Below are 26,862 nucleotides of genomic sequence, written 5' to 3'. Positions count from 1 at the left end.
AAAAGTTAACTTTTCCGTCCTAATAAAAACTGCGAAATTTGATTTAATTCCGCAGCATTTTCAGCAAAATACGCTAAAGCTTCAAAGGCTTGATCATGCAATTGTTGTGCATAAAGCTTGGCATTTTCTAAACCCATCAATGCAGGATAGGTCGACTTATCCACTTGCTCATCTTTACCCGCGGTTTTGCCTAAAGATACTGTGTCAGAGATCACATCTAAAATATCATCTTGAACTTGGAATGCTAAACCAATGGCTTGTCCAAACTGGCGTAATTGCGGAATCGCAGGATCAGCACCTTTAAAAATGGTCACCGCTGCCATCATGATGGCAGCTTGAATCAATGCACCTGTTTTATTACGGTGAATATTTTCTAAATGTGCTTGATCAACATGTTTGCCTTCAGCTTGCAAATCTAACACCTGCCCACAGACCATTTTTGAGGTTGCTGTCGCCAAGATTTGCATTTGTTTCAATACAATTGAATTGTCGACCGCTTGCATTTGATCAAACAAACGACTGCCTAAAACTTCAAATGCCATCGACTGTAAAATATCACCTGCCAACAGTGCTGTATCTTCACCAAAAGCTGCATGACATGTCGGTTGTCCTCGACGTAATAAATCATTATCCATACAAGGTAAATCATCATGTGCCAATGAATAACAATGTATTAACTCTATGGCAACAGCCGCACGGCGTACAGCCGCAAAATTTTGATTATTTTCTTGTAAAGCGGACGTTGCATAACATAATGCTGGTCGGACACGTTTTCCACCTAACATCACAGCATGATGTACGGCAGATTTCAAAGGTTCAGGAAGAGAAAAAGCCTCTAATGCTGTTTGTAAATCCTGCTGAATACGCTGTTGCGCTTGCTTTAATACATCTGCATTCACATTAGAAATTGCGGTCACTTTTGCCTCGAAATTCAAATGATGAGTCACTTTAACTCAATATTTTAAGCCTATGACATTCTACATCGAAATATATAGAGAGGCATCTATTTCAGGCTTTATTTCAGTCATGAAGCAAAAAAAGGTAGATAATATTTGAAAATGTACACTAACCATTAAATACCACTCAACAGCTTCATCATCAATGTACTTTTTAACATAGAGATCAATAGCTTAATCATGCTGTATTTCCGCATAATGTCGCACTTGATTACGTCCTTTATGCTTTGCCAAATACAATGCCTGATCTGCTTGACGTAACACTACTTCTTTACTTTGATCTTGTTCAGATATGGCAACACCAAAACTGGCAGTGACATAGAGTTTTTGCTCGTGGTCTAGGATAATCTCTTCTTGTTCAATCAGTTTTCGACATTGTTCAGCAATAAAAATCGTTTGCTCAGTATTTTTATTGTTTAAAATTAATAAAAATTCCTCGCCACCAAAACGTCCGACCATATCATCTTGTCCTACATGCATATCGAGCAATTTAGCCACTTTCATCAGCACCAAATCCCCAACATCATGTCCATAGGTATCATTGATCATCTTAAAGTGATCTAAATCAAGTAAAACCAAGGCATACGCCGTTTGCTCAAGCTGCATTTGCATTAAGCGCTGTGCCAAACTACGGCGGTTAAAAATATTGGTCAATGGGTCTAACAAACTCATGTTCTGAATCTGTGCTTCACGATTACGCCATTGCGTAAGTAATATCTCAAAAAGAATGATCGAAAATAATAAAATCGGAAAAGACAAAATGAGCATGCTATTCACCCAAAATGGATTTTCCGACAAAATGGTGCCATTGAGTTCCTGGCTAAATAAAGGTGCATAGGGTATAAGTTGCAAGCTACTTAAAATAATTGCACTCAACATAAATATTGAGATCGGAATCGCAGCGCTATAAATTATTTTACGATCAAATAAAACTACACCAACAGACATAAGACTGATATAACTTCCTATCGTTGCAGGACTAATAATCCCAATATTAAAACCGCCATAAATTAATGTTGAACCAAAATATAAAATCGAAAAATAAGGAAAATAATCTTTCACCCATGTATTATTTTTAAACTTCCACCCCAACCATGCTAACAATAAATATGAAAAGAAAATAATAATAGAAAGTGTTAAATGTGAATAAAATAAATCCACATTCATCCAATATTTTAAAGTCGGGAAACTAAAAACAAATAAATACCATGAAATCCATAGAGCATAGACCAAGGCACCTAGTATCATCACTAGACAACATTTGGTGAGCGTATTCCAGTTGAGAATAATCTCTCCACTTATAAACGCACTGAATTTGCGCCACAATTTCATTTTCATCTGCCGTGTTGACATATTAAGTGTATGCTTCAGTCTATTTTTAAAGAGCAAAATATTATTTACATCACACATATAAAAAAATAATATGAATTATTTTGCATAATAAAATGATCACGATGATCAGTCTTTAAAGCATGCATCAATAATAAATAATATGTACTGTATTTCTGAATAAAAAGATAGACTTTATAAATAAAATCATAAATTTAATTATTCAACTCAGCAGCGCTTTTGTGATTTAGTCTTCCTTGGAATCACTCAAAATCTTCTCAAATCTGTTATTTTTGCCAGTATAAATCTTATATTGTGATGAATATTCAATGATTAAATATATATCCCGATATTCAATACGAATATCAAACTCATCAGCACCATCGTCTAAGCCCGTGACTGTCCATGTCGTCCCCTTTGGAAAATCATTTAGCCATGCTGCATGATAAAAATCTGCCAATGAGTCAAAATTTAAATAACATTCAGGTTGAGCCTTAATTTTGTCTGCAAGTTGTTGAAACTTTTGCTTTTGCATCGCAATCAAATCAATCAACATAGCCTGTGACCTTTAAGTACTCAGCTTGAGCTGTTGCTTTTGTTTGACCTGTGTCCATTGCCACCATCCAAAGGCTGCCATTGCCACAAATGCCGCATATAAACCTGCGGTGAGAAATAAATCTTTGTGAATAAACATACCCACATAAATAATATCAACGAAAACCCATAAAACCCAAGTTGCAATATGTTTACGGCTAGTCCAATAAGTCGCTAACAAACTAAATGCGGCCAACTGTGAGTCCAACCAAGGCAAAGCGGCATCTGTAAAATGATGTAATGACCAGCCAAAAACAAAACCACCCACAGCAGCTAAAATCATTTGCCCTACAACCAACTTTATAGCGATGGGCTCAATACGAATCTCATGATCTTGTTGTTTACCTTTAAGCCATTGATAAAAACCGTAAAAATTCACCATAATAAACAAAAACTGTAAAATGGTTTCACCATACAATTTATATTCGTAGAATAAATAGGCATATAAAATAAAGGCAAGAAAGTTAAACAGCCAACACCACATACTTCGTTTTATGGTCAATGCCACCCCGATGACACTAATGATCACGGAAAATATTTCTAATGGGGACATACGTGGGCTACCCTAAGGAAGAAGTGCTTATTATGAAAAAATACACTGTGAATGCAAGTCTAATTCGCAGGATTATGCATATTTATGCCGTAATTTATCTCCACATCCTTTGATGTCTATACACTTTTCTCAATTACGCTCGCCAACACATCTCACGCTACTATTTTCAATAACATCAACAGGCACTATAAGCGTAATCGTCACATTTTTAAATTTGACAGTTTTCTCATAACCCATTAAAACTTAAATCACACACCACACTCAACACTATAAAAGAGAGAATAATAATGTCAGTACAAGGAAAAGTGAGCCGTGAAATCCGTGGTCATATTTTTTTAATTGGACTCGACCGTACCACTAAACGCAATGCTTTCGATAGTTACATGATTGAAGATTTATCATTGGCATTGACCGAATATGAAAATAATCCTGAACTACGCTGTGCTGTGATTTTCGCACATGGTGACCATTTCACTGCTGGCTTAGATTTAGTCGAGTTACAACCCAAACTTGCTGACGGTGTATTCAATTTTCATCATGATATTGTCAATCCTTGGGGTACAGTCGGTCAGCAACGCAGTAAACCGTTAGTCACAGCGGTACAAGGTTACTGCTATACTGCAGGTATTGAACTTATGTTGAACTCGGACATTGTGGTTGCCAATGAAAATACCCGATTTACTCAAATTGAAGTACAACGTGGCATTTTACCCTTTGGAGGTGCAACAGTGCGTTTTGTACAGGCTGCAGGTTGGGCAAAAGCCATGAAATATATCCTGACAGGTGATTTATTCTATGCACAAACCGCTTATGAAATGAACTTAGTCACAGAAGTAGTCGAAGGCAATAACCAATTAATCCGTGCGATTGAACTGGCTGAACGGATCGCTCAAGCTGCCCCACTTGCAGTACAAGCGACGCTCAAATCGGCGCATCAAGCATTTCTACAAAGTCCCGAAGCAGCTTTTGCCAATCTACAAGAATTACTCAGCCCATTACTTGTTTCACAAGATGCACAAGAAGGTGTGATGGCAATGTTACAACGTCGTGCTCCACAATTTAAAGGCAGATAATGTACAGCTTTCATCTATGAATTTAATTAATTGTGTTTAAACATAAAAATGCTTTCAAGATAGTGAAGTGCCTACTGTTGTAGCAAATGATGATTCTCATAATAAAGCCATCATGATGATGGCTTTAAATACTTAAATAAATTTCCCTTCACGTTCAGGTTGATACAGAACTTTTTCAATTTTGACTTTCATGGTGTGACCATCGGGTTGTGGCCATTCAATTTCCTGACCTTCAGCTAAGCCAATAATCGCAGCACCAATTGGGGCAAGAATATTGACTTGACCTTTATCCCCTTTAAAGTCATGTGGATACACCAAAGTAATTTCTGTTGCTTCTGTTGCAGGCGCAATTGTAATCAACACTTTGGCATTCATCGTCACAATATTGGCAGGAATATCCTGTGGTGCAACCACATCTGCACGTGCCAACTCATCTTCTAAATGTTCCATTGTGGGTGTTAATTTAGTTTGATGTTCAAGCATCGTTTCTAAACGATGTAAATCTTGTTCTGTAATTACAATCTTCGGTTGAGCCATGTACTTCACTTCCTTTAATTTATATGATGAACGAGCAACAGCAATAAAAATTTAATGTCTAACTTCCACTTATAACAGAAATTATGACAATTGAATAATCCACTCACTTTTTTAAAGCTATAAAAAAAGCCCCCTTGAGGGGGCTTTCTCAAGTCAATGCTTATTTTGCATAAACAGGGAATTTAGCGCATACAGCTTCAACTTTCGCTTTCACTGCATTAATTACTGCTTCATCACCTTTCGCATCTAAAATATCTGCGATCCAACCTGCAAGGTCACGTACTTCAGCTTCACCGAAACCACGAGTTGTGACAGCAGGAGTACCAATACGAATACCTGAAGTCACAAATGGAGAACGTGGGTCATTTGGTACAGAGTTTTTGTTCACTGTAATGTGAGCAGCACCCAACCATGCATCAGCATCTTTACCTGTAATGTCTTGTTTAATTAAAGACAATAGGAACAAGTGGTTTTTAGTACCACCAGATACAACGTCATAACCGCGTTCGATTAACACTTCAGCCATTGCTTGCGCGTTTTTCACAACTTGTTGTTGGTAAGCTTTGTACTCAGGAGCCATTGCTTCTTTAAAACAAATTGCTTTCGCAGCAACTGCATGAACTAAAGGACCACCTTGGTTACCAGGGAATACAGCAGATTGAAGTTTTTTCTCAATTTCTTCATTTGCTTTGGCAAGGATTAAACCTGAACGTGGACCACGTAAAGTTTTATGTGTCGTCGTTGTTGTGACATCAGCAATTTGCACTGGGCTTGGGTAAACACCCGCAGCAACAAGACCTGCAACGTGAGCCATATCTACGAATAAGTAAGCGCCAACTTTGTCCGCGATTTCACGGAAACGTTGCCAATCTACGATTTGGCTATAAGCAGAGAAACCAGCCACGATCATACGTGGTTTATGTTCTACAGCTAAACGTTCAACTTCTTCATAATCGATTTCACCAGTTTCTGGATTTAAACCGTATTGAATCGCATTATATGTTTTACCTGAGAAACTTACTTTTGCACCGTGCGTCAAGTGACCACCGTGAGCAAGACTCATCCCAAGAACTGTATCGCCTGGGTTAAGAAGTGCAAGGTAAACTGCTGAGTTTGCTTGAGAACCTGCATGCGGTTGAACGTTTGCATAGTCAGCACCAAAAAGCTCTTTAGCACGATCAATCGCCAATTGTTCGATCACGTCTACATATTCACAACCGCCATAATAGCGTTTGCCTGGGTAGCCTTCTGCATATTTGTTAGTGAGTTTTGAGCCTTGTGCTTCCATTACTGCTGGTGAGCAATAGTTTTCAGAAGCGATTAACTCAATATGCGCTTCTTGGCGAGCATCTTCATTCGAGATTGCTTGCGCTAATTCAGGGTCAAATTCAGCAATAGAGATATTGGCAAACATTAGCGAGGTCCTATGAAATGTAGGGCTTTTAAGCCGTGCTAAGATTGGCGCATATTGTAGCATGAAGTTTTTAAAGATTGAGAATGAACTTTACTCAGTTTTTCATAAAAACTTCTTTATATTGCAACAAAACTGTTTTACGAGGTCAAATTAATGCTTTGGATTTAAAGCTAAGTGCTTTCAAAGTTAAAAAATAAATGGAACTTATCTGTTGAACATTTAATCTAAGCTTTGAATATCAATATTTAAAAATACGCATTACTTAGTAGTGAACACAATTTTGGGTTTTAAAGCACTAAATAAAATCCCCACAGCAATCAAAATCGCCCCTGTCCAAATGTAAAATGTTAATGGCTCGTGCCACAACACATAGCCGAAAAATAAACTGAGAATTGGAATACTCATTACGGAAATGGATGCCACAAAAGTATCAACTTGACTCACAATCCAATTCCACAATGCAAATGCAGCACCTGTACCAACCACGGCAATATAAAGCAAGAGTGAATCGTTCAATGGATTCAGCCATACTTTCGGATCAACAGTTTCAAATGTTAGAGATCCGATAAGCAACACCACCCCACCGAGCAACATTTGCCAAATCGTCAATTTGATTTTGTCATAATTCGCAAAATTCTTTTTAATATAAACAGTCGTCATTGCCCAAAAAAAGCCTGATAGAATCAAACACACTTGACCAAACAATGCCATATTCAAATGTAAATGTTGCAACTGTGGCCAAAGAATTGCTGTTAATCCTAAAAAGCCGAAAAGCAAGCCGAGCATTTTTTGTGAGTTCAACCGTTCTTTTAAAATAAAGTGTGCCAATATTCCGACAAAAATAGGCATCGTAAATACCAAGACTGCTGACAGACCCGAATCAACGAATTGCATGGCAAAAGTTTGAGTTGCATAAAAACCAAAACACATCAAAAAACTTGAAATAATAAGTTTTTTCCACTCATTACGTTTAGGTAAGATGGATTTCTGTATCAGTTTCTGCGCGAGCATTAAAGTCAATGCCGCCAAAAGCAAACGAACTGAAATAAATAAAAATGGCGGGAAGATTTGCAAAACATGTTTAACAACGCCCCATAATGAGCCCCAAATCAAGCACAATACAACAATTGCACTGACAATTTTTTTACTCATTTCTATACTCAACCATTGGAATATAGCGTTACTTTATAAAATAAATGACATCATGAATAATGTTATGTTTTAATGTATCCATCATTTTTTTTGATATATACTTCTTTCACAGTATCAAAATCAAAAAATTAAAATTAAGGGCGCACAAATGAATATTGACATCAGTGATATACGTTCATTTATAACCGTGGCAGAAACTAAAAGTATCACTGCAGCGGCGAATAAGCTCAATTATTTACAATCAAATATGACCGCTAAAATTAAAAAAATCGAAAATCATTATGATCGCCAATTGTTTATTCGAAAACCGAAAGGCGTGGAATTAACTGAATCTGGTTTGAACCTCTATCAGCAATATAAAAAGATGATGTTCACTTGGGAAGAAACTGAAAATAAAATCAATCAACAAGAAAAAATTTTACGTTTTGGTACCAATACCAGTTTAGGAGGAATGCGCTTCTATCCTTCAATTAGCCAGTTATATGCGAGCTATCCTGACTTATCGTTTTCTATAAAAACTGGTGCTACAGGCTATTTAGAACAAGAAGTCTTACAAGGGAATATCGATTTCGCTTATATACTCGGGCATCCTGAACAAAAAAATTTACAATATATTCAAAAAGGTAAAGATGAATTAGTTCTTATTGGCAAAGATGTGATTAATCATCAAAATTTATATGAAGCATTAAATCAACAAAACTTATTATTTACTTCACTTGAATGCTGCTATTCAACAATGCTTGATCAAATCTATATAGATCATGGATTAACGAAAGGTGAAATGATCCATATTAATGACTATGAAGCACTGGTACATTTCACACAGTTGGGCATGGGAGTCTCATTAGTCACCCGTTCACTTGCTCAAAAATACACTGTGCAATATAAGATGGAAATTCCAGAACAATACCGCCATATTGGATTATATCTCATCACTAGAAAGGAACATGTATTTACCCCGATTGAAAAGCAATTTATTGGATTGAATGATCAGTTATAAATAAAACAAATGTTTTATTTGCAAATATTCAGAAATCATCTGTAACTGTAGTGATCAGAAAGTTCAATATTCAAATAGATTTAAACTGAATAATCCCAATACCCTTTATAAGCTTCAAATAATTCTACTGTCCATGGCAAACGTATATTATTCGATAATATTTTCCAATCCCAATGATTTTTAAAAGACTCGATCAACTCGACTGACCATGGTAAACGCCTTTTCGCAGAAAGAACACTCCAATGCCAATATTGAACAAATGGCGTTATAAACTCAACTGACCACGGTAAATTATTCCGATACGACAATGTTTTCCAATGCCATTTGTCTACAAAAGGTAGCATCAATTCAGCAGTTAAATTTTCATATTTTGACAATATCATCCAATCCCAATGATGCTCAAAATGACGAATAAACTCGACTGACCATGATAAAGCTGTATTTCTAGATAGACCTTTCCAGTCCCAATATTCTTGATAACGCTCTAATAATTCGATTGACCAAGGCAAACCTTCATTGGTTGATAATCTTTGCCAATTCCACCGATTCGCATATTCTTCAATCAAGTCTATTGACCAAGGCAATGCAGTATTCCAAGATAGTCTTTCCCAATCCCATAAATGTTCATACCGTTTAATCAAAGTTGTTGTCCAAGGGAAAGCATCATTTGTTGAAAGACGTTGCCAATCCCAATTCTTTTCAAAATGCTCAAGTTGTTGTTCTGACCAAGCTATATTTTTATAAGATAATTCGGTCCAATTCATCACATCTTGAAACTCGACTAAAAATTCTTCTGAAATATTTATATACCCATTCCATAACAATCTTTCCCAATCCCAATACTCTTTAAATTCTCTTATATGTTCGATCTCCCATTGAATTGGATGGGTATAATGAAAAGACAGGATTGCCCAATCCCAATGAGGGGCAAACTCATGAAGCAATTTTAAAGAAAAATGTTGCAATAAATTTTCTGTTAACTTCTGCCAATTCCAGTGCTGCTTGTATTGATCAATCAACACTACTGATTTTGGATCAGTTAAATCTAACCTCCTGGAAAACTGATACCAATCTAAACGCGATTGATATTTATCAATAATATCCAATACAAAATTAAAATTTGCACTTAAACCATCAGATAAAAGATACCAATTCCAATGTTGCTCATATTTTTTTACTAATTCGAGCGACCAAGGTAGATCCTCCTTAGCCGATAAATGTCCCCAATCCCACTGATACTTAAATTGCTCTATTAACTCGATAGACCAAACAACCTTTGGACAAGACGAAAGTGAATACCAGTCCCAATATGACTGAAAATAGCCTACCTCATGTTCTGTAATGGGGAGTGGACAAAAATAGGAAAGCCTTTTCCAGTCCCACAGATTCTCAAACTTTTTAATCAAATCCAAAGACCATGGTAAATTGTGGTTATGAATCAAATCACGCCAATCCCAATAATCTTCAAACTGCTGAATAAATTCGACCGACCATGGCAAATTCTGGTTAAGAGATAAATTCTTCCAACTCCATCGCGTTTTATAAGTATCAATGAGTTCAGTTGACCAAGGTAAAACTCCTTTAGATAACACATTCCAATACCAATGATCTGCAAATTGTTCAAGCAAAGCTCTTGACCATACAAAATCGCGACGACCTGTTAAAGTTTGCCAATCCCAATATCTTTCAAATTTTTCTATCAAATTTAGTGAAATTGAAATCTTAGGATTTACAGATAATTCATGCCAATTCCAGTTTTTAACAAAGGTTTCTATTAAATCAACTGACCATGGGAGTGCAGTATTTTTAGAGAGCATCTTCCAATCCCAACGAGATTTAAAATGATTAATTAAATCTATTGTCCAAGGTATTGATTGATTTTGAGAGAGAGCTTGCCAATCCCAAAGTTCATGAAATGTATCAATTAATTCAATAGTCCAAGGCAATGCAGGATGATGTGATAAACTTCTCCAATTCCAATTCAGTTGATAACGCTGTATCAAAGGAATTGACCAATCAATTACAGTATTTAGGGATAGTAATCGCCAGTTTATCTGGTCTTTATGTTGTTCTAACTGCTCTAGAGTCCAGTTATACTTTTTATTACGACAAAGTATTTGCCATTCATTTTTTATTTTCATCAGTTCAATGCGTACAAATAGTGTATGATTTATAATTAAAATAGCATAAAAAGAATGAATTCATGAACATCACAGGCTACGACTATATTTTCTATTCGCCCATAAAGCATAAAACATTTTTTAAAAAATTCAGAAAATCAATCAAAGCAGAGATTTGGTCTACACATCTAGAAACTTTTGAATATGATAAAGAAAATGACAATATCATGAGTCATTTTCAAAAAGATCAAGAAATGAATGATTTTAGTCAAGAATATGCCTATGCCCTTAATGCAAATGGTGAAGGTGCATTTGCAATCTTTACTTCAAAACATCAAAAGCATTCCGTCCAAAGTCTTTCACGAGATTTATTCACAACTGTTGACCAAGTTAATTTTGATTGTAGTGACTACGAACCTTGTCCGACTGTCTATATTTATTCAAAAATTTTCCAATACACATCGGTTTTACCTGCAAAAATTGACGAATCTGAATTTGCAAAATGTGTTCATCAATGTGCATTCAAAAGTTTAACAAAGTGATGACTTTAACTTTCAATCGTTAAGCCAAATAATTCGATATTATTCAAAACATATTTTCAATTCAAAATTTAATAATATTTTTGTTTTGCTGTTTTGATTAAGAAAACAAGACATATAAAAAGTGCTATAATACTGCGTTTATAAAATTCTCTCGGGCGACCCGCTTTTGTGGTGCCTATTTTCAAAATAGTTAGGACTAGCAATGACTGATAATGCAACGATCTTGCAGAATGTACCAGTAGGCAAAAAAGTTGGTATCGCCTTTTCTGGTGGTCTAGATACTTCAGCAGCTCTATTGTGGATGAAACAAAAAGGCGCTGAACCTTATGCATATACTGCAAACTTAGGTCAACCTGATGAAGATGACTATGATGCAATCCCACGTAAAGCAGAAGCTTACGGTGCGGTAAAGGCTCGCTTGGTCGATTGCCGTTTACAACTTGCATTGGAAGGTATTGCTGCAATTCAGTGTGGTGCATTCCACATTTCAACAGGTGGCGTTCCTTACTTCAACACAACTCCGCTTGGTCGTGCAGTCACAGGTACAATGCTTGTCACTGCCATGAAAGAAGATGACGTGAACATCTGGGGTGATGGTTCAACTTATAAAGGTAACGATATTGAACGTTTCTATCGTTATGGTTTATTGACTAATCCAGCACTTAAAATTTACAAACCATGGTTAGACCAACAGTTCATCGATGAGCTTGGTGGCCGTGCAGAAATGTCACAATTCTTGATCGACAATGGTTTTGATTACAAAATGTCGAAAGAGAAAGCATATTCAACAGATTCAAACATGTTGGGTGCTACTCATGAAGCGAAAGATCTTGAATACTTAAATGCGGGTATCAAAATCGTTGATCCAATCATGGGCGTTGCATTCTGGAAAGAAGACGTAAAAATTGATGCTGAAGAAGTATCCATTACTTTTGAAGAAGGCTTTCCTGTTGCTTTAAATGGCAAACGTATCGAAGATCCTGTTGAATTGATCCTTGAAGCAAATCGCATTGGTGGTCGTCATGGTCTAGGTATGTCGGATCAAATCGAAAACCGCATCATCGAAGCGAAATCTCGTGGTATTTATGAAGCTCCAGGTATGGCACTGCTTCACATCGCTTATGAACGCCTTGTAACTGGTATTCACAACGAAGACACCATCGAACAATACCGCATTAACGGTTTACGTTTAGGTCGTCTACTTTACCAAGGTCGTTGGTTCGATTCTCAAGCGTTGATGCTTCGTGAAACTGCACAACGTTGGGTGGCTAAAGCAATTACAGGTACTGTAACTTTAGAACTTCGTCGCGGTAATGACTATACCATCATGAACACTGAATCTGAAAACTTGACCTATGAAGCTGAACGCTTAACTATGGAAAAAGGCGATTCAATGTTCACGCCTATGGATCGTATTGGTCAATTAACGATGCGTAACCTTGACATCACAGATACACGTGCAAAATTGGGTATCTATACAGGTGCAGGTTTATTGGCTGTCGGTACAGGTTCTGCTGTTCCTCAATTAAAAGACAAAAACAAATAATTTTGAATTTGTTTCGTGTCAAAAAACCGCTCAATGTTGAGCGGTTTTTTTATCAATCTTTATTTAAGATTCACTGACAGTTTGTTTTGTGTCTATGGCTTGCTGAATTTTTTGTTGCTGTTTTTGAAATTCAATTTTTTCAGCTTGCTGTTGGCGGATACGATCATATTCTTTTTGATTTTCAGCATCATTTTTTGCAGCAAAAAATACCAGAGCAATCAATGTGACTGGAATCAGAATACCTAAACTGAGAATAAATAAAAGTTTTGTATGACTTTTTTTGGCTGTGGGCACAGTTGAATTCATGTGTTCTCATTCCTCAAGCAAAAATCAGCATCATTTTGGTGATGCACTATAACAAAAAATACTTTTCAATAGCAGGTTAAATCCGTTTCTCTGATGATTTGACCTTCTGTATAATCGGCAAACAAAACATAAATAATTCTTTTTACTATTTAATAATGATTATCATTTATGTATACTGTGCTGCAAATATACACATCCGTGTTGATTCAACATGAAAATTTTAGGCATTTGCTTTGTCTTTTTAGGTGCTTTTAGCATCTATAGCAGCCACCACAATCAAAACCTATTCGCTAAACCGCTACCTCCATTATTTAAATGGCTGGGTATGAGTGCATTAATCATCAGTTTAGTCTTACTGATCATTAGCTTACCAAAGCTTGTTGCCTGTTTGATTTGGGTCATGTTGTTAATTACCGTTTGGTCTTTTGCTCCATTTTTAAGCTTATTTAAACGGAAATGATTGCCATGAAAACAAAAATAGAATGCCCTATGCAGCCTGATTGGTGGACAAAAACGCTTGTTGGCGCAATTTTAGGTCTGAGTTTATCTCTGGCCTTGGCAAGTTTGGTGCTGCTGATTGGACTTCATTTTTTAGTACAAGCCACAATTGCACAAATTGCGATGTGGTGTGTTGCATGGTTTTGGTTGCCGTTATTTTTTCTGAGTTACTTATGTCGAACAGGCAAACAGGCTCTACTATTTTTCAGTATCGCCAATGTAATTGCCTTTAGTTTAGTTTTTGGATTAAGGGCTTAGTATGAAAATTCGTTCAGACCTTATGAAAATTGCCAAAAACTTGCATACATGGGTTGGTGTCAGTGCGGGCATTTTGCTGTTCATCTGCTTTTTTGCAGGTGGTCTAAGTATGTTTCAGCATCAAATTAGCCAATGGGCAACGCCTGAAAAACAGCAGCTTCCACACATTCAAGTGCATCAATATGGGCAGCTTATTCAACAGGTACAAGAAAAATACCCTGCAACAGCAAACAGTTTTACCCTCAACTTTAATTCGAATGAATATCATTTTGCTCCATTGTCATGGAGTGAAAAAAGTCGAGGTGAGGGTTTTAATACCGCACAAAACACGTGGCTTGCGAGTTTAAGTGAACAAGGAGAATTGATCGTACAACAAGAAAATCTTGCCAAAGCAGGTTGGTTAATTGAACAGTTACATGAAACAGCCGGTATCCCTGGCATGCTTGGACATCATGCTTTTGGGGTCTATGTCATGGGTATTGTTGCTGTTTTATACTTTTTGGCACTCATGTCAGGGTTAATCATTTTATTACCGACATTAATCAAAGATTATTTTGTCATTCGTCCTGGTAAAAACAAAAAGCGTTTTTGGTTAGACACACATAATGTTGTAGGCATTACCAGTTTACCCTTTCATATTCTCATCAGTGCATCTGTGATTGTATTTGCATTTCATGATTTATTCTATGATGCTTTAGGCGCGTTGGCACTCAAAGGCAAACCTGTTTTTAGCCCACCAGCCAAAGAAGTGATCCATATCTCTCATCATAAAATTGATATTCAGCAGATTTTGAACAAGATTCATCAAACTGCACCTGAATATCGAGTGGATTACATTCAATTTAGCAATTTAGATCAACCACAAAAAGCGGCTGCACGTATTGCATTATATAGCCCCGATCAAATGTTACGCGGTGCATCACAAGACTTTATGCGTATGAATCCCTATGCAGTAGAAAAATTGGATGCTAGCGGCATCAATACCCAAAACGGCACCAGTGAAAAACTCGTTAATGCCATGTTTAGTTTACATTTCGGTAGTTTTGGTGGCTTTACAGTGCGTTGGCTGTACTTAATCTTAGGTATTGGTGGCGCATTTTTGTTTTATTCAGGAAATATGTTGTGGGTCGAAACGCGTGCACGCAAACAAAAACGTGCGCAAGACCCTATTCCAACTCAGCGTAAAGATGTGGTATTTCTCGCAAATTTAACTATCGGAACATGCTTAGGCTGTATTTTAGCCATTGTTGCAACGCTGATGCTCAGTCGTATCATTTTCCAATATGTTACGTTAAATAGCAGCAATCACTTTTTTATGTATGGTTATTATCTGATTTTTTTGGCTTGTATTGTATTTACATTTATCAAAGGGTATGCCAAAGCATTACCCATCTTGTTGATGACGATTGCAATGTGTTTAATGTTGATGCCATTGACCAGTTTAATCGGGACCTATATCCCGAGTAGTGGGATTTCTGTCTACGGCGGTACAACGTTTTGGATTGATTTTGTTGCATTGGTGGCAGCATGGGCATTTTTCAGATTTTATCAACAAGCAAAAGATCGCCAACAGAATACCGAACAAGGTTCTTTATGGGCTGTAACGAGTCAAAAGTGACATTATAATAATGTCATTGAAGAATAAATAAAAAAGAGAGCATGTTCCTATGCTCTCTTTTTTGTCATGGAACACTTATTTTTCCTCTAGAACAGATTCAAAAGCTTTTAAACGTTTATGAATCGACAATAGCTCAATGATGGTTTTCCATGAACTAATCAAATATTGAAATGATTCTCGTACCTTATCAAATACATTACCAATTTGATTTAATAAACCTAAAGTCATGGTTCCCGCTGCAATTGATGGAAATAACACCACCAAACTAAACAAAATATCAAGCTGCGCATACCACGTGCTCACCATATTAAAATAAGCATAATGAAAATATAAACGAAAATAGTTTTTACGCACGTTTTGGAACAGTTCTTTTAAAGTCGCAGGTTGTGCGCGGTCTGCATAGTCTTCACCATAGACCAATTCTTTACGATAGGCTGCCTCTACTTTTTGATTATTAAACTCTAAGCCAGGTAATTTCACCCCAACTACCATTAATAAAAATGTACCGAAAATTGCCCAACCGATTGCCGCCCAAACGAGCGAATATTTAATTTCACCAATCACAGGCAATACAGGAACATGTTTAGAAAGTTCAATTAATACAGGTAAAAATGCAATTAAAATCATAATTGCTTTAATAAAACTTACGCCTAACGACTCTAAAGTTGTGGCAAAACGCATGGTATCTTCTTGTACACGCTGTGATGCACCTTCTACATGACGCAACTTCTCCCAATGTGCTGTGTAATATTCATTCATTGCTGTACGCCAACGAAAAATATAATGACTGACAAAAAACGAATTAATCACAGCAACTGTAACAGCGACCATGGCAATCATTAAGAAGGTTAATGTCCCCATATATAAGTCTTGAATATTGCCCCCGCCACTACTGAGCATCTTTTGAATCAAATCCCAAAATGGGCCATACCAAGCATTGATCGCAACAGAAACTTGCACTCCAAACCAAACATTAAACAAGATAAACGCAGAACCCCATACTGACCACGCTTGCCATTGATTATTCGACTTCCATTTCCAAAACCCTGCAAATAGCGCAGTTGAAACAAAGAACCAAAGATAAAACCAAAGGAACTGTGCTGACCAAAAACGTGTCACACTAATGGGTAATTCTGTAGTCGCATACGCTTGCGGAAAACCAATCAACTCCCCCCAAGATTTACCACCGCTATACCACAACACTAAATTAATGATGAACCAAATGAGCAATGAATTAAAAAACCATTTTGGATTTGGAAAAAAAGATTTAAACATTGATACTTGATATCCTTAATATTTTTTCTAAGTAACCTGATATTAATCCTAAAAACTTAATTAAGAATAAGAAATCAAAATAATTTTTATGTATTTTAGTAACTTGCCATCTAGTTTACAGATCAAAAAGATATTTTTAAAAAGACGTTCTCGTTGTGCAACACATTTTATCCATTGGTCTGATTAAAAGTGTCAGCTCAATCTGCTATGTTCAATGTATAACAATGATCGAGTGAAAAGAGGGAAATTACATGTCAAAACAAATTTTAATGTTGGTCGGTGACTATGTCGAAGATTATGAAACTATGGTGCCCTTCCAATTTTTGACTGGCTTAGGCTATACCGTGCATACTGTTTGTCCTGAAAAAAAATCAGGTGATACTGTCGCAACAGCTATTCATGATTTTGAAGGCGAACAAACCTATAGTGAAAAGCGTGGGCACAATTTTGCACTCAATTTTGATTTTTCAGCAGTCAATACTGCTCACTATGTCGGTTTAGTGATTCCGGGTGGTCGAGCACCTGAGTACTTACGCATGAATGCACGTATCCTTGAAATCGTTCGTGAGTTTGATACAGCACAAAAACCTATTGCTGCAGTTTGTCATGGCGCTCAGATCTTAGCTGCTGCGGATGTACTAAAAGGTCGTTTGTGCTCTGCTTATCCTGCCTGTGCAGCAGAAGTTAAACTTGCAGGTGGTCAATATGCGGAGATAGCTGTAACTGAAGCGGTGACTGATGGACATTTAATCACTGCACCTGCATGGCCTGCACATCCTGCATGGATGGCACAGTTTATTAAAGCATTGGGCGCAACTATACAACTTTAATATTACACCAATACTATATTTTGAGTCATCGCTAGACTTACAATTTCATGCCAAAAATCCGCTATTATTTTTTTAAATTTACGGTATTTATATAAGAATAAATAATAGCAAAAGGAAAAAATACATGAAGAAAATACTGAGCTTATGTACCGCTGCTTTTTTAATTTCATTAAGCGCATGCGCCGTACATACACCTGCAGGCAGCGTTGTTGTTGACCCAGATGGACATTATCATGACCGCGATCATGGCGATTTTTGCCCGCCTGGACAAGCAAAAAAAGGACGTTGCTAAATCTAAAGCCTCTATACATAGAGGCTTTTTTATTATATTTATGCAAATTATTTTATTGCCAACGGGGCGATTTTGGCAGAAATTGCCACCGTATATTTAAACTTGGCGTGGATAATGTATACATCTGTATATTAATGATGAAAAAATAGAGATTTTTTGCATGTCCACTTCACTTGACGGTTTACACTTCCCACTTGATCCTGAATCTCAAAAAGCCAGTACCTCTTCACTCGGAAAAGAAATTATTGCCGAAGCTTTGTCATTGATTGATCAAGAGAGTGCTCAAAAAGTTTTAAACGAAAAAAATTGGCGTAAAAATTATCCTCGCCATTTTAAAGCATTGGTGACACAAGGTATTGCTTCAATCAATGCACCGATTACCATTGCCAAACAAGGTTTAGCCAAAGCACATCATCGTTTTGAATTTTATCGTGATGGGCAGTCTTATGCACTCAAAGATGTCATGGCTGTGCCCAAAATCCAGCCTTTGCATACTGTACGTTTACAAGGACAAAGTACTGCCGCACCTGAATGGTATGTGCCTTATCGTGGGAAAAAATTACAGGGACAAGCACTGCTTGAGCAAATTCAAACTTGGGAAAATAATGGCATTGTTGAACCAAGCCATGCCAAGGCTTTGCGTAATGTTATTGCTCATCCTGAATGGTTTGATTTATCTGATCGTACCATGGTGTTGTTTGGTGCTGCATCTGAAGCAGGCCCTCTCACTTGGTTGGCAAAATGGAAAGCCAATATCATTGCAATTGATTTACCTAATGCTAAGGTTTGGCAGAAAATTCTCAACACCATCCAACAAGGGAATGCCACTTTATATGCACCAAGCACTGAGCCACTGGCTGAAAATTTATCTAGAGATGAACTTAAAAATAAGCTCGGTGCAAACTTATTGACGCAAACACCTGAAATCGCGCAATGGTTAGCACAAAATCCCAATACTTTAGATTTGGCTGCTATCGCCTATCTTGATGGTGAAAAGCATGTCCGTGTTTCCATGGCAATGGACAGCATTATGAGCTATGTCAGTGCACAAAAACCTGACAGTTCATTGATGTATATGTGTACGCCTACAGATGTCTATGCTGTACCCAAAGAAGTGATTCAAGCAGCGACTGAAAAATATCAGTCACGCTCTTCAGCTGAAAAATGGCTGAGTAAAGGGATTGCCACAGTATCCATGAAGCAATTATTTAAAGCGAATCATCAACAATTAATCAACTCTGACAATGGTCAATCTTATGGCGTGGCAGACTGTTTAGTGGTAGAACAAGGCCCAAACTATGCCTTGGCAAAACGTATTCAACAATGGCGAGCAACACTTGCACGTCATCACGGACAACGCGTTAGTATTAATATTGCCCCCTCAACCACAACAGCTTCAGTCACCAAGAATCCCTTGCTCAAGGCGGCATTTAACGGGGCAAGTTTATTTGATGTAGAAGCATTTTCACCCGAAACAACCAATGCCATCATGGCAGCATTGTGGATTCATGATTTAAAAAATCCTGAAGCAGTCGCAAATCCTGACACATTCATTGCTCACCCTTTAGAATTGATTATGGATGGTGCAAATCATGGTGGTTTATGGCGAGTTGCCTATTTAGCACGTACTGCCCTGCCATTTGCAGCGATTTATGGTTTTGTCCATGATAAGTTGCCGCTCAAAATGCGCTTGGGTAAGGAAAGCAAATAATTCATAAGGCAAAAAACGCTGCTATTGCAGCGTTTTTTATTTTTAAATTAAAGATCAAAAAACTTTTAATAACAACCAGTACAATGCACCAGATAAACAAATCGTTGCAGGTAATGTAAAAATCCACGCTGACAAAATTGTTTTCACTGTATTAAAGTTCAAACCTGATTTATTTGCCACCATTGTACCTGCAACCGCAGAGTTCAAGACGTGTGTAGTTGATACAGGCATACCAAAACCATCTGCAGCAGCAATCGTTGACATTGCAACAAGTTCAGCAGACATCCCTTGACCATAGGTCATATGGTGTTTACCAATACGCTCACCTACAGTCACGACAATACGCTTCCAACCCACCATTGTGCCTAGACCTAAGGCAAGCGCAACAGCAACTTTCACCCAAGTTGGAATATATTGTAAGAACGAATCTAAGTTACTACGATATTCTTTAACAGTTTTTGCTTGGGCTGCATCCATTTTTGGCAATTGTTCAGCTTTATCCAAACGTTTAAATGCAGTTGTACTCAAGTACATGTCATTACGTAAAGATGAAACTTCAGCTTCAGGAATATCTTTTAAATCACCAAACTTGCCAACACGCTCACCTAAATGATCGGTCAAACTTGCCAAAGCAGGTACGACTTCAGGCGTAATTTCTTTGGTTTGAATATATTTGGTAATGGTATTACGTGCTTGCTCATCTGGAATATCTGAATGCTGTGCATAAATTGCAGTCGCAGTTTGTTCAGACAACTGTGAGAAAGATTGTAAATGTTGCTGATCTAAATTTTTATTCAAAGAATAAGCCAATGGCACCAAACCGATCAAAATCAACATGATCAAGCCCATACCTTTTTGCCCATCATTTGAACCATGCGCAAAACTCACACCTGTACAAGTGAAAATCAAAATCGCACGAATTAATGGTGGTGGTGGTTTATTGCCTTCAGGTGGTTGAAATAACTCAAGTTGTTTCTTAAAAATCTTTTTAACGATCAAGAAAACAACTGCTGCAAAAGCAAAACCAATCAATGGAGAGAATAAAAGTGCTTTACCGACTTTAATGACTTGATCCATGTCTACACCGCTTGCACCACTAGAAGAATGCAAAATGTAGTTCATGATCCCCACACCGAGAATAGAACCAATCAAAGTGTGTGAACTTGATGCAGGAATGCCTAAGAACCATGTTCCTAAATTCCACATGATTGCAGCAATCAGCATCGCAAAGACCATGGCAAAACCTGCGCCACTACCAACATTCATGATCAGTTCAACAGGCAATAATGCAATGATCCCATAGGCTACGGCACCACTTGCTACCATTACCCCAAGGAAATTACAGAAACCCGCCCACATCACTGCCACAGGTGCAGGAAGTGCGTTGGTATAAATCACTGTTGCAACGGCATTGGCTGTGTCATGAAAACCATTGACAAACTCAAACCCCAATGCAATGAACAAAGCTGTTGCAAGCAGTACAACAGAATATAAGCTCAAAGGTGGCACATGTGCCAAATCAGCAGAAAGCTGAACACCGATATAAATAAGTGTTGAAATAATAAGCGTTAAAAACACCGGCATAAAAAACTTGGGTGTCGGAACATGAACATTCGTCGATTTACTTGAATGCGACGATTGTGATGAATCTGAAACGGGAGGTAAATTAGAATTCATGCAGACGTTTTAAGCGGATGATAGAATGCGCTTATTGTTCAATTAAATTGTGACAATTATATGACAAATAGCTGTCATATAAAGCAACATTTCTGCCTAATTATCAGATAATAAATGGGCTAAGAATATCTGTATTTGATACTTACTCATAAAAAATCAAACAATTACCATGCTTTAAACCTGCAATTTATATTCATTTAAATATTTCAACAATTTGAAATATTTGTAATATTTGCCATAAAAAATGTCATAATTTTATTTTTGCAAACTAAGCATAGCGACCTATCATGACATTTAGATGAAATTTCAAACAAAAAAGCCTCTCAATTTTCCACAAAAGCAATAAAAAATATTTTCCATCGCCAAGTGGCATGAATAGCAATAAAACTGATGTGAATTCTGCTAACATATATGCCGATTTTATATTCCATCGGATTGGGTTATTTATGTCCACGCTTACCACCTTAAAAGAGCTACTTGCTCAACGGATTCTGATTATTGATGGTGCAATGGGTACCATGATTCAGCGTCATAAACTTGAAGAAGCCGACTATCGTGGTGAGCGTTTTGCCGACTGGGCATCGGATTTAAAAGGCAACAATGACCTTTTGGTCTTAACTCAACCACAAATCATTCAAGGCATTCATGAAGCGTATTTGGATGCTGGCGCAGACATCATTGAAACCAACAGTTTCAATGGCACACGTGTTTCGATGTCTGACTATCATATGGAAGATTTGGTTACAGAGATCAACCGTGAAGCAGCACGCATTGCAAAAGCCGCTTGTGAAAAATACTCAACCCCTGAAAAGCCGCGTTTTGTTGCAGGTGTGCTTGGGCCGACTTCACGCACTTGTTCTATTTCACCGAATGTAAACGACCCTGCGTTTCGTAATATTACCTTTGATGAATTAAAAATAAATTATATTGAAGCTGCACATGCCCTGATTGAAGGCGGTGCGGACATTCTGCTGATTGAGACTGTATTCGATACCTTAAACTGTAAAGCAGCAATTTTTGCAGTCAAAGAAGTCTTTAAACAAATCGGCTATGAATTGCCATTGATGATTTCAGGTACTATTACCGATGCCTCTGGCCGTACATTGACAGGTCAAACCGCTGAAGCATTCTGGAACTCTGTGCGTCACGGCGACTTGTTATCTATTGGATTCAACTGTGCCTTAGGTGCAGATGCCATGCGTCCACACGTCAAAACCATTGCAGATGTTGCCGATACCTTTGTTTCTGCACATCCAAACGCTGGCTTACCGAATGCCTTTGGTGGTTATGATGAAACGCCTGAACAAACCGCTGCCTTTATTAAAGAGTTTGCTGAAAGTGGTTTAATTAATATTACAGGCGGCTGTTGTGGTACCACGCCTGATCATATTCGTGCCATTGCCAATGCAGTCAAAGACATTGCACCACGCAGCGTGCCTGAAACTAAACCCGCTTGCCGTTTAAGTGGTTTAGAACCGTTCAACATTACCGAAGATTCGCTGTTTGTGAATGTCGGTGAACGTACCAACGTCACAGGATCTAAAAAATTCTTACGCCTAATCCGTGAAGAAAACTTTGCCGAAGCTTTAGATGTTGCACAGCAACAAGTTGAAGCAGGCGCGCAGATTATCGACATCAACATGGATGAAGGCATGTTGGATTCAGAAGGCGCAATGGTGCACTTCCTGAATCTTGTAGCATCTGAGCCTGAAATTTCACGTGTGCCAATCATGATCGACTCATCTAAATGGGACATCATTGAAGCAGGTTTGAAATGCGTACAAGGTAAAGCGGTTGTTAACTCGATCTCACTCAAAGAGGGTTATGACGAGTTTGTGCATAAAGCACGCCTATGCCGTCAGTATGGCGCTGCCGTGATTGTCATGGCATTTGATGAACAAGGTCAGGCAGATACTGCCGCACGTAAAAAAGAAATCTGCAAGCGTTCTTATGATGTGTTGGTTAATGAAGTGGGCTTCCCTGCTGAAGACATCATTTTTGACCCGAACGTGTTTGCTGTTGCAACAGGGATTGAAGAACACAACAACTATGCTGTGGACTTTATTGAAGCGACAGGTTGGATCAAGCAAAACTTGCCGCATGCGATGATTTCAGGTGGTGTGTCGAACGTATCATTCTCATTCCGAGGCAACGAGCCAGTCCGTGAAGCGATTCACTCGGTCTTCCTCTACCATGCCATTAAGCAAGGCATGACCATGGGGATCGTAAACGCAGGTCAAATGGCGATTTATGACGATATTGACGCTGAACTAAAAACTGCAGTTGAAGATGTGATCTTGAACCAAAACCAAGGTGAAAGCCATCAAGAAGCAACAGAAAAGCTGCTTGAAGTGGCTGAGAAATACCGCGGTCAAGGCGCAGCGCAAAAACAAGTTGAAAACTTGGAATGGCGTGAACTTCCAGTTGAGAAACGTCTTGAACATGCCCTCGTTAAAGGCATCACCACTTTCATTGATGAAGATACTGAAGAAGCACGCCTGAAAGCTAAACGTCCACTCGATGTGATTGAAGGTCCGCTGATGGACGGCATGAACGTGGTTGGTGACTTGTTCGGTTCAGGCAAAATGTTCCTGCCGCAAGTGGTGAAATCTGCACGTGTCATGAAACAGGCTGTAGCTTGGCTGAACCCGTTCATTGAAGCGGAAAAAACAGCTGGCCAATCTAAGGGTAAAGTCCTGATGGCAACCGTGAAAGGTGACGTACATGACATCGGTAAAAATATTGTAGGCGTAGTTCTTGGTTGTAATGGTTATGACATTGTCGACCTTGGCGTGATGGTGCCTGCGGAGAAAATTCTGCAAACTGCGATTGATGAGAAAGTTGATATCATCGGCTTGTCCGGTCTGATCACACCGTCTTTGGATGAAATGGTCTTTGTTGCCAAAGAGATGCAACGTAAAGGCTTTAATGTTCCACTCATGATTGGTGGTGCAACGACTTCTAAAGCACATACAGCTGTAAAAATTGACCCGCAATATTCAAATGATGCAGTCATTTATGTTGCTGATGCTTCTCGTGCCGTAGGTGTAGCAACCACACTACTTTCTAAAGAAATGAAGCCGAAGTTTGTAGCAGAAACCCGTGCTGAATATGAAAAAGTGCGTGAACGTATTGCCAACAAACAGCCGAAAGCCGCTAAGCTGTCTTATGCAGAATCGATTGAAAATGGTTTGAAAATTGACTTTGTAGCGAATAAACCTGCGAAGCCAAACTTTATTGGTACGCAAACGCTGACCAATTATCCATTGGAAACTTTGGTTGAATACTTCGATTGGACGCCGTTCTTTATTTCTTGGAGCTTGGCAGGTAAATTCCCTGCAATTCTAAAAGATGAAGTGGTCGGTGAAGCAGCAACTGACTTGTATGAACAAGCCCAGAAAATGCTAAAAGACATCATCGATAACAAACGTTTTGATGCACGTGCTGTCTTTGGTATTTACCCTGCCAACCGTTCTGCTGCGGATTCTGTTGAAGTTTATACAGAAAATGGGCAAGCCGTGACGCATACTTTCCATCATTTGCGTCAACAATCAGATAAGGTTACAGGTAAACCAAACTTGTCATTGGCTGACTTTGTTGCGCCTAAAGGTGTTGCGGAAGATTACTTGGGCGGTTTCACGGTATCCATCTTTGGCGCAGAAGAAATGGCGAATGAGTACAAAGCCAAAGGCGATGACTACTCTGCAATTTTGGCGCAATCATTAGGTGACCGTTTTGCCGAAGCATTTGCGGAGCATTTGCATGAGCGCATCCGTAAAGAGTTCTGGGGCAACCAAGCATCTGAAACTTTAAGCAATGAAGAATTGATTAAAGAGAAGTATGTGGGAATCCGTCCTGCACCGGGCTACCCTGCTTGCCCTGAGCATTCTGAAAAAGCGCCATTGTTTGACTGGCTCGGTTCGACTGACAAGATTGGTACGCAATTGACCACTAGCTTTGCAATGTGGCCACCTTCATCTGTCAGCGGTTTCTACTATGCACACCCTGAAAGCCAGTACTTTAACGTGGGCAAAATTGCAGGCGATCAGCTAGAAGATTATGCAAAGCGTAAAGGTTGGACGTTGGATGAGGCGAAACGTTGGTTAGCGCCGAATTTGGATGATTCGGTTTCTTGAGTTTTTTAAATCTCCCCTAACCCTTCTTTGAAAAAGAGGGAAATGTCATGTGATTTAATGAATTACGTGACAGCTCCTCCCTTTTTAAAGGGAGGTTGGGAGGGATTAAATTGATTTAATAATACGCCTTGAATTCTCTGATAAAACAATCATATAGATATGAAATATAGTCTAGTAGAAATTAACTTATGCTTATATACAAATACTGTGGTGGAGCTTTTGAAAGAGATTTAAACTCTCCGTTTTTATTAGCACACATCACTGCCCCTTCACCACAAAGAAAGGGAACATCATTGGATTTAATGTCTGTATGAGTTTCGCAATGAAGTCCCTCTCCTGAGCAAATTTTAAAGCACTGCTTTAAAATTTGCTCAGGAGAGGGAAACGTACTTTTAATAAAAAACATCAAAGCACTCCATTCCTCAACAACACTTCCAACCCTTTTACTTTCCCCATATATTTCAAACGTTCCTTTTCCCACTTTATTTGTTCTTTTAACGCCACAACATCCGCATCAATTACCTTATACACATCTTTCACCTGCATATTTTTCGGCTTCGGCTTTTCACTCCAATGCAAAGCATCGGTAATATCATCAATCTGACTCGCCAAACGTTGACTTTGTGCATCCAATGCCATTTTATAAAACTTTAAATGCTCGTCCGTCAAAGCCTTTGGACTTTTGCCCTGATTGGTTTCCAGCTGTAATTGAAGCTTTAATAAATAAAATAAATCCTGTTGCTCATACGCCTGATTTACCACTTGCTGAAGTTCAGTTTTTTCTAACTTTTTAACCTCATCAGGTTCACGGTCAGGATGAATCATGGCGGTGATTTTTAAATACACCGTTTTTAAAGATTGCTCCGCCAACTTCTCAGCCTGCTCACGCTTCAACTGTAAGCGCTTACGTTGATGTTCTTCACGTTCACGCTGAAACTGATCATTGTCCCAATCTTCACACTGATCAACGGCATATTCTACATTTTCAAAGTTTGAATACTGATTTTCATTTTCTACGACTTGTTCATTTTCAAAAATTGACTTTTTCTTTGCCTTCTTCGACTTTTTATATATAGCCAAATCCTAAAAACTATAGAACAATAGAGATATGGGATATTCAAAAGATTTTAAAGACAAAGTCATAGAAATTATGATTCGAGATGAAATGTCTGTGCGAAAAGCAGCACAGCATTTTAACATCTGTATACAAACGATTCAGAACTGGAAAAAGTCCACTACAAACAAACCTATTCCTGGCCGTCCAGCTAAAATTAGCAGAGAGCAAATATTGAAGGATGTTGAACAATATCCTGATGATTATCAGTATGAGCGAGCTGAACGTTTAGGAGTAAGCACTCATGCGGTATTTAATGCATTACATGCCGCAGGAATATCGCGTAAAAAAAGACGTTAAAGCATCCTAAAGCAGATCAAAATCAACGTCA

Annotated in this window: 26 protein-coding genes; 13 read left to right on the top strand and 13 right to left on the bottom strand. The window is 38.1% G+C overall.

The features are described 5' to 3' along the window. Window positions 1-5 precede the first annotated feature (5 nt). From G0028_RS05230 to pnuC, 4 genes are all read right to left on the bottom strand, one after another. Window positions 6-917, bottom strand: coding sequence for a polyprenyl synthetase family protein (locus G0028_RS05230; protein ID WP_130072971.1), 912 nt, complete (start codon window positions 915-917; stop codon window positions 6-8). Window positions 918-1,130: 213 nt separating this feature from the next. Continuing rightward, window positions 1,131-2,288: a GGDEF domain-containing protein gene (locus G0028_RS05225; RefSeq protein WP_180046253.1), complete on the bottom strand. Its 1,158-nt coding sequence runs from the start codon at window positions 2,286-2,288 to the stop codon at window positions 1,131-1,133. Window positions 2,289-2,532: 244 nt separating this feature from the next. Continuing rightward, entirely contained in the window at window positions 2,533-2,841 is a 309-nt protein-coding gene (locus G0028_RS05220) for a hypothetical protein (protein WP_130072973.1), read from the bottom strand. Window positions 2,842-2,853: 12 nt separating this feature from the next. Beyond that, window positions 2,854-3,432, bottom strand: coding sequence for a nicotinamide riboside transporter PnuC (gene pnuC / locus G0028_RS05215; protein ID WP_130072974.1), 579 nt, complete (start codon window positions 3,430-3,432; stop codon window positions 2,854-2,856). 287 nt (window positions 3,433-3,719) lie between these two features. Between pnuC and G0028_RS05210 the strand changes: the two genes are divergently transcribed. Continuing rightward, entirely contained in the window at window positions 3,720-4,505 is a 786-nt protein-coding gene (locus G0028_RS05210; RefSeq protein WP_218946322.1) for a crotonase/enoyl-CoA hydratase family protein, read from the top strand. Window positions 4,506-4,637: 132 nt separating this feature from the next. Here G0028_RS05210 and rnk read toward each other — a convergent pair whose 3' ends face one another. From rnk to G0028_RS05195, 3 genes are all read right to left on the bottom strand, one after another. Next, a complete protein-coding gene (gene rnk / locus G0028_RS05205; protein WP_130072976.1) occupies window positions 4,638-5,042 on the bottom strand; it encodes a nucleoside diphosphate kinase regulator in 405 nt (134 codons plus the stop codon). Between the two features lie 160 nt (window positions 5,043-5,202). Continuing rightward, window positions 5,203-6,456: a serine hydroxymethyltransferase gene (gene glyA, locus G0028_RS05200; RefSeq protein ID WP_130072977.1), complete on the bottom strand. Its 1,254-nt coding sequence runs from the start codon at window positions 6,454-6,456 to the stop codon at window positions 5,203-5,205. Window positions 6,457-6,714: 258 nt separating this feature from the next. Then, entirely contained in the window at window positions 6,715-7,608 is an 894-nt protein-coding gene (locus tag G0028_RS05195) for a DMT family transporter (protein WP_180097328.1), read from the bottom strand. Between the two features lie 148 nt (window positions 7,609-7,756). Between G0028_RS05195 and G0028_RS05190 the strand changes: the two genes are divergently transcribed. Continuing rightward, window positions 7,757-8,608, top strand: a complete 852-nt coding sequence (locus tag G0028_RS05190) for a LysR family transcriptional regulator (RefSeq protein ID WP_180046255.1) — start codon at window positions 7,757-7,759, stop codon at window positions 8,606-8,608. Window positions 8,609-8,688: 80 nt separating this feature from the next. On the opposite strand, the gene G0028_RS05185 is transcribed toward G0028_RS05190, so the two are convergent. Next, window positions 8,689-10,749 (bottom strand): hypothetical protein, encoded by a 2,061-nt coding sequence (locus G0028_RS05185; protein ID WP_180046257.1) that lies wholly within the window; start codon window positions 10,747-10,749, stop codon window positions 8,689-8,691. Between the two features lie 206 nt (window positions 10,750-10,955). Between G0028_RS05185 and G0028_RS05180 the strand changes: the two genes are divergently transcribed. Further along, entirely contained in the window at window positions 10,956-11,270 is a 315-nt protein-coding gene (locus G0028_RS05180; protein ID WP_180046259.1) for a hypothetical protein, read from the top strand. Between the two features lie 202 nt (window positions 11,271-11,472). Continuing rightward, window positions 11,473-12,816, top strand: a complete 1,344-nt coding sequence (gene argG, locus G0028_RS05175) for an argininosuccinate synthase (protein ID WP_180046261.1) — start codon at window positions 11,473-11,475, stop codon at window positions 12,814-12,816. Window positions 12,817-12,879: 63 nt separating this feature from the next. On the opposite strand, the gene G0028_RS05170 is transcribed toward argG, so the two are convergent. Further along, complete coding sequence (locus tag G0028_RS05170) at window positions 12,880-13,122, bottom strand: hypothetical protein (protein ID WP_180046263.1); 243 nt, start codon at window positions 13,120-13,122, stop codon at window positions 12,880-12,882. Window positions 13,123-13,333: 211 nt separating this feature from the next. Here G0028_RS05170 and G0028_RS05165 point away from each other — a divergent pair, with 211 nt between their 5' ends. The 3 genes from G0028_RS05165 to G0028_RS05155 are packed head-to-tail and all read left to right on the top strand — an operon-like array spanning window position 13,334 to window position 15,496. Then, complete coding sequence (locus G0028_RS05165; protein ID WP_180046265.1) at window positions 13,334-13,582, top strand: hypothetical protein; 249 nt, start codon at window positions 13,334-13,336, stop codon at window positions 13,580-13,582. Window positions 13,583-13,587: 5 nt separating this feature from the next. After that, entirely contained in the window at window positions 13,588-13,878 is a 291-nt protein-coding gene (locus tag G0028_RS05160) for a hypothetical protein (RefSeq protein WP_180046267.1), read from the top strand. 1 nt (window position 13,879) lies between these two features. After that, complete coding sequence (locus G0028_RS05155) at window positions 13,880-15,496, top strand: PepSY-associated TM helix domain-containing protein (protein WP_180046269.1); 1,617 nt, start codon at window positions 13,880-13,882, stop codon at window positions 15,494-15,496. 75 nt (window positions 15,497-15,571) lie between these two features. Here the strand turns inward: G0028_RS05155 and sbmA are convergent, their stop codons facing one another. Next, on the bottom strand, window positions 15,572-16,771 hold the full coding sequence (sbmA, locus tag G0028_RS05150; RefSeq protein WP_180046271.1) for a peptide antibiotic transporter SbmA: 1,200 nt from the start codon (window positions 16,769-16,771) through the stop codon (window positions 15,572-15,574). A 251-nt stretch (window positions 16,772-17,022) separates the two neighbouring features. Here sbmA and G0028_RS05145 point away from each other — a divergent pair, with 251 nt between their 5' ends. The 4 genes from G0028_RS05145 to G0028_RS05135 all read left to right on the top strand — a co-directional run bounded on the left by G0028_RS05145 (window position 17,023) and on the right by G0028_RS05135 (window position 19,604). Beyond that, entirely contained in the window at window positions 17,023-17,601 is a 579-nt protein-coding gene (locus tag G0028_RS05145) for a DJ-1/PfpI family protein (protein WP_130072986.1), read from the top strand. Window positions 17,602-17,725: 124 nt separating this feature from the next. Then, the gene (locus G0028_RS21330) at window positions 17,726-17,893 is read left to right on the top strand and encodes a hypothetical protein (RefSeq protein WP_165353036.1); all 168 of its coding nucleotides are present in this window, start codon (window positions 17,726-17,728) and stop codon (window positions 17,891-17,893) included. Next, on the top strand, window positions 17,835-17,993 hold the full coding sequence (locus G0028_RS05140) for a hypothetical protein (protein WP_194088751.1): 159 nt from the start codon (window positions 17,835-17,837) through the stop codon (window positions 17,991-17,993). Before G0028_RS21330 ends, G0028_RS05140 begins: the two co-directional genes overlap by 59 nt. A 60-nt stretch (window positions 17,994-18,053) precedes the next feature. After that, the gene (locus G0028_RS05135) at window positions 18,054-19,604 is read left to right on the top strand and encodes a hypothetical protein (RefSeq protein ID WP_180046273.1); all 1,551 of its coding nucleotides are present in this window, start codon (window positions 18,054-18,056) and stop codon (window positions 19,602-19,604) included. A 54-nt stretch (window positions 19,605-19,658) separates the two neighbouring features. Here the strand turns inward: G0028_RS05135 and G0028_RS05130 are convergent, their stop codons facing one another. Continuing rightward, window positions 19,659-21,281 carry an inorganic phosphate transporter gene (locus G0028_RS05130; RefSeq protein ID WP_180046275.1) on the bottom strand — a complete coding sequence of 541 codons (1,623 nt, stop codon included), beginning with the start codon at window positions 21,279-21,281 and terminating at the stop codon, window positions 19,659-19,661. Window positions 21,282-21,727: 446 nt separating this feature from the next. On the opposite strand from G0028_RS05130, the gene metH reads away from it, so the two are divergent. Beyond that, window positions 21,728-25,417: a methionine synthase gene (metH, locus tag G0028_RS05125; protein WP_180046277.1), complete on the top strand. Its 3,690-nt coding sequence runs from the start codon at window positions 21,728-21,730 to the stop codon at window positions 25,415-25,417. Between the two features lie 181 nt (window positions 25,418-25,598). On the opposite strand, the gene G0028_RS05120 is transcribed toward metH, so the two are convergent. Further along, window positions 25,599-25,823, bottom strand: coding sequence for a hypothetical protein (locus G0028_RS05120; protein WP_180046280.1), 225 nt, complete (start codon window positions 25,821-25,823; stop codon window positions 25,599-25,601). Further along, a complete protein-coding gene (locus G0028_RS05115; protein WP_180046282.1) occupies window positions 25,823-26,497 on the bottom strand; it encodes a hypothetical protein in 675 nt (224 codons plus the stop codon). Before G0028_RS05115 ends, G0028_RS05120 begins: the two co-directional genes overlap by 1 nt. Window positions 26,498-26,525: 28 nt before the next feature. Between G0028_RS05115 and G0028_RS05110 the strand changes: the two genes are divergently transcribed. Then, entirely contained in the window at window positions 26,526-26,831 is a 306-nt protein-coding gene (locus G0028_RS05110) for an IS630 transposase-related protein (protein ID WP_087547287.1), read from the top strand. Window positions 26,832-26,862: the final 31 nt, after the last annotated feature.

Source organism: Acinetobacter piscicola, from assembly GCF_015218165.1.
In the GTDB taxonomy this organism is placed as follows: Bacteria; Pseudomonadota; Gammaproteobacteria; order Pseudomonadales; family Moraxellaceae; genus Acinetobacter; species Acinetobacter piscicola_A.
Note: the sequence above shows the minus strand (reverse complement) of the source record. Positions and strands in the feature narration are given on the sequence as shown.

Bases quoted from the DNA above. Each gene is read 5' to 3' on its own strand.
- G0028_RS05210 (WP_218946322.1), top strand. From the start codon at position 3,720: ATGTCAGTACAAGGAAAAGTGAGCCGTGAAATCCGTGGTCATATTTTT.
- G0028_RS05185 (WP_180046257.1), bottom strand. From the start codon at position 10,749: ATGAAAATAAAAAATGAATGGCAAATACTTTGTCGTAATAAAAAGTAT.
- pnuC (WP_130072974.1), bottom strand. From the start codon at position 3,432: ATGTCCCCATTAGAAATATTTTCCGTGATCATTAGTGTCATCGGGGTG.
- G0028_RS05195 (WP_180097328.1), bottom strand. From the start codon at position 7,608: ATGAGTAAAAAAATTGTCAGTGCAATTGTTGTATTGTGCTTGATTTGG.
- sbmA (WP_180046271.1), bottom strand. From the start codon at position 16,771: ATGTTTAAATCTTTTTTTCCAAATCCAAAATGGTTTTTTAATTCATTG.
- G0028_RS21330 (WP_165353036.1), top strand. From the start codon at position 17,726: ATGAAGAAAATACTGAGCTTATGTACCGCTGCTTTTTTAATTTCATTA.
- G0028_RS05110 (WP_087547287.1), top strand. From the start codon at position 26,526: ATGGGATATTCAAAAGATTTTAAAGACAAAGTCATAGAAATTATGATT.
- G0028_RS05225 (WP_180046253.1), bottom strand. From the start codon at position 2,288: ATGAAATTGTGGCGCAAATTCAGTGCGTTTATAAGTGGAGAGATTATT.
- G0028_RS05120 (WP_180046280.1), bottom strand. From the start codon at position 25,823: ATGTTTTTTATTAAAAGTACGTTTCCCTCTCCTGAGCAAATTTTAAAG.
- G0028_RS05170 (WP_180046263.1), bottom strand. From the start codon at position 13,122: ATGAATTCAACTGTGCCCACAGCCAAAAAAAGTCATACAAAACTTTTA.
- G0028_RS05140 (WP_194088751.1), top strand. From the start codon at position 17,835: ATGACCGCGATCATGGCGATTTTTGCCCGCCTGGACAAGCAAAAAAAG.
- glyA (WP_130072977.1), bottom strand. From the start codon at position 6,456: ATGTTTGCCAATATCTCTATTGCTGAATTTGACCCTGAATTAGCGCAA.
- G0028_RS05130 (WP_180046275.1), bottom strand. From the start codon at position 21,281: ATGAATTCTAATTTACCTCCCGTTTCAGATTCATCACAATCGTCGCAT.
- G0028_RS05155 (WP_180046269.1), top strand. From the start codon at position 13,880: ATGAAAATTCGTTCAGACCTTATGAAAATTGCCAAAAACTTGCATACA.
- G0028_RS05190 (WP_180046255.1), top strand. From the start codon at position 7,757: ATGAATATTGACATCAGTGATATACGTTCATTTATAACCGTGGCAGAA.
- argG (WP_180046261.1), top strand. From the start codon at position 11,473: ATGACTGATAATGCAACGATCTTGCAGAATGTACCAGTAGGCAAAAAA.
- rnk (WP_130072976.1), bottom strand. From the start codon at position 5,042: ATGGCTCAACCGAAGATTGTAATTACAGAACAAGATTTACATCGTTTA.
- metH (WP_180046277.1), top strand. From the start codon at position 21,728: ATGTCCACGCTTACCACCTTAAAAGAGCTACTTGCTCAACGGATTCTG.
- G0028_RS05135 (WP_180046273.1), top strand. From the start codon at position 18,054: ATGTCCACTTCACTTGACGGTTTACACTTCCCACTTGATCCTGAATCT.
- G0028_RS05180 (WP_180046259.1), top strand. From the start codon at position 10,956: ATGAGTCATTTTCAAAAAGATCAAGAAATGAATGATTTTAGTCAAGAA.
- G0028_RS05145 (WP_130072986.1), top strand. From the start codon at position 17,023: ATGTCAAAACAAATTTTAATGTTGGTCGGTGACTATGTCGAAGATTAT.
- G0028_RS05165 (WP_180046265.1), top strand. From the start codon at position 13,334: ATGAAAATTTTAGGCATTTGCTTTGTCTTTTTAGGTGCTTTTAGCATC.
- G0028_RS05220 (WP_130072973.1), bottom strand. From the start codon at position 2,841: ATGTTGATTGATTTGATTGCGATGCAAAAGCAAAAGTTTCAACAACTT.
- G0028_RS05160 (WP_180046267.1), top strand. From the start codon at position 13,588: ATGAAAACAAAAATAGAATGCCCTATGCAGCCTGATTGGTGGACAAAA.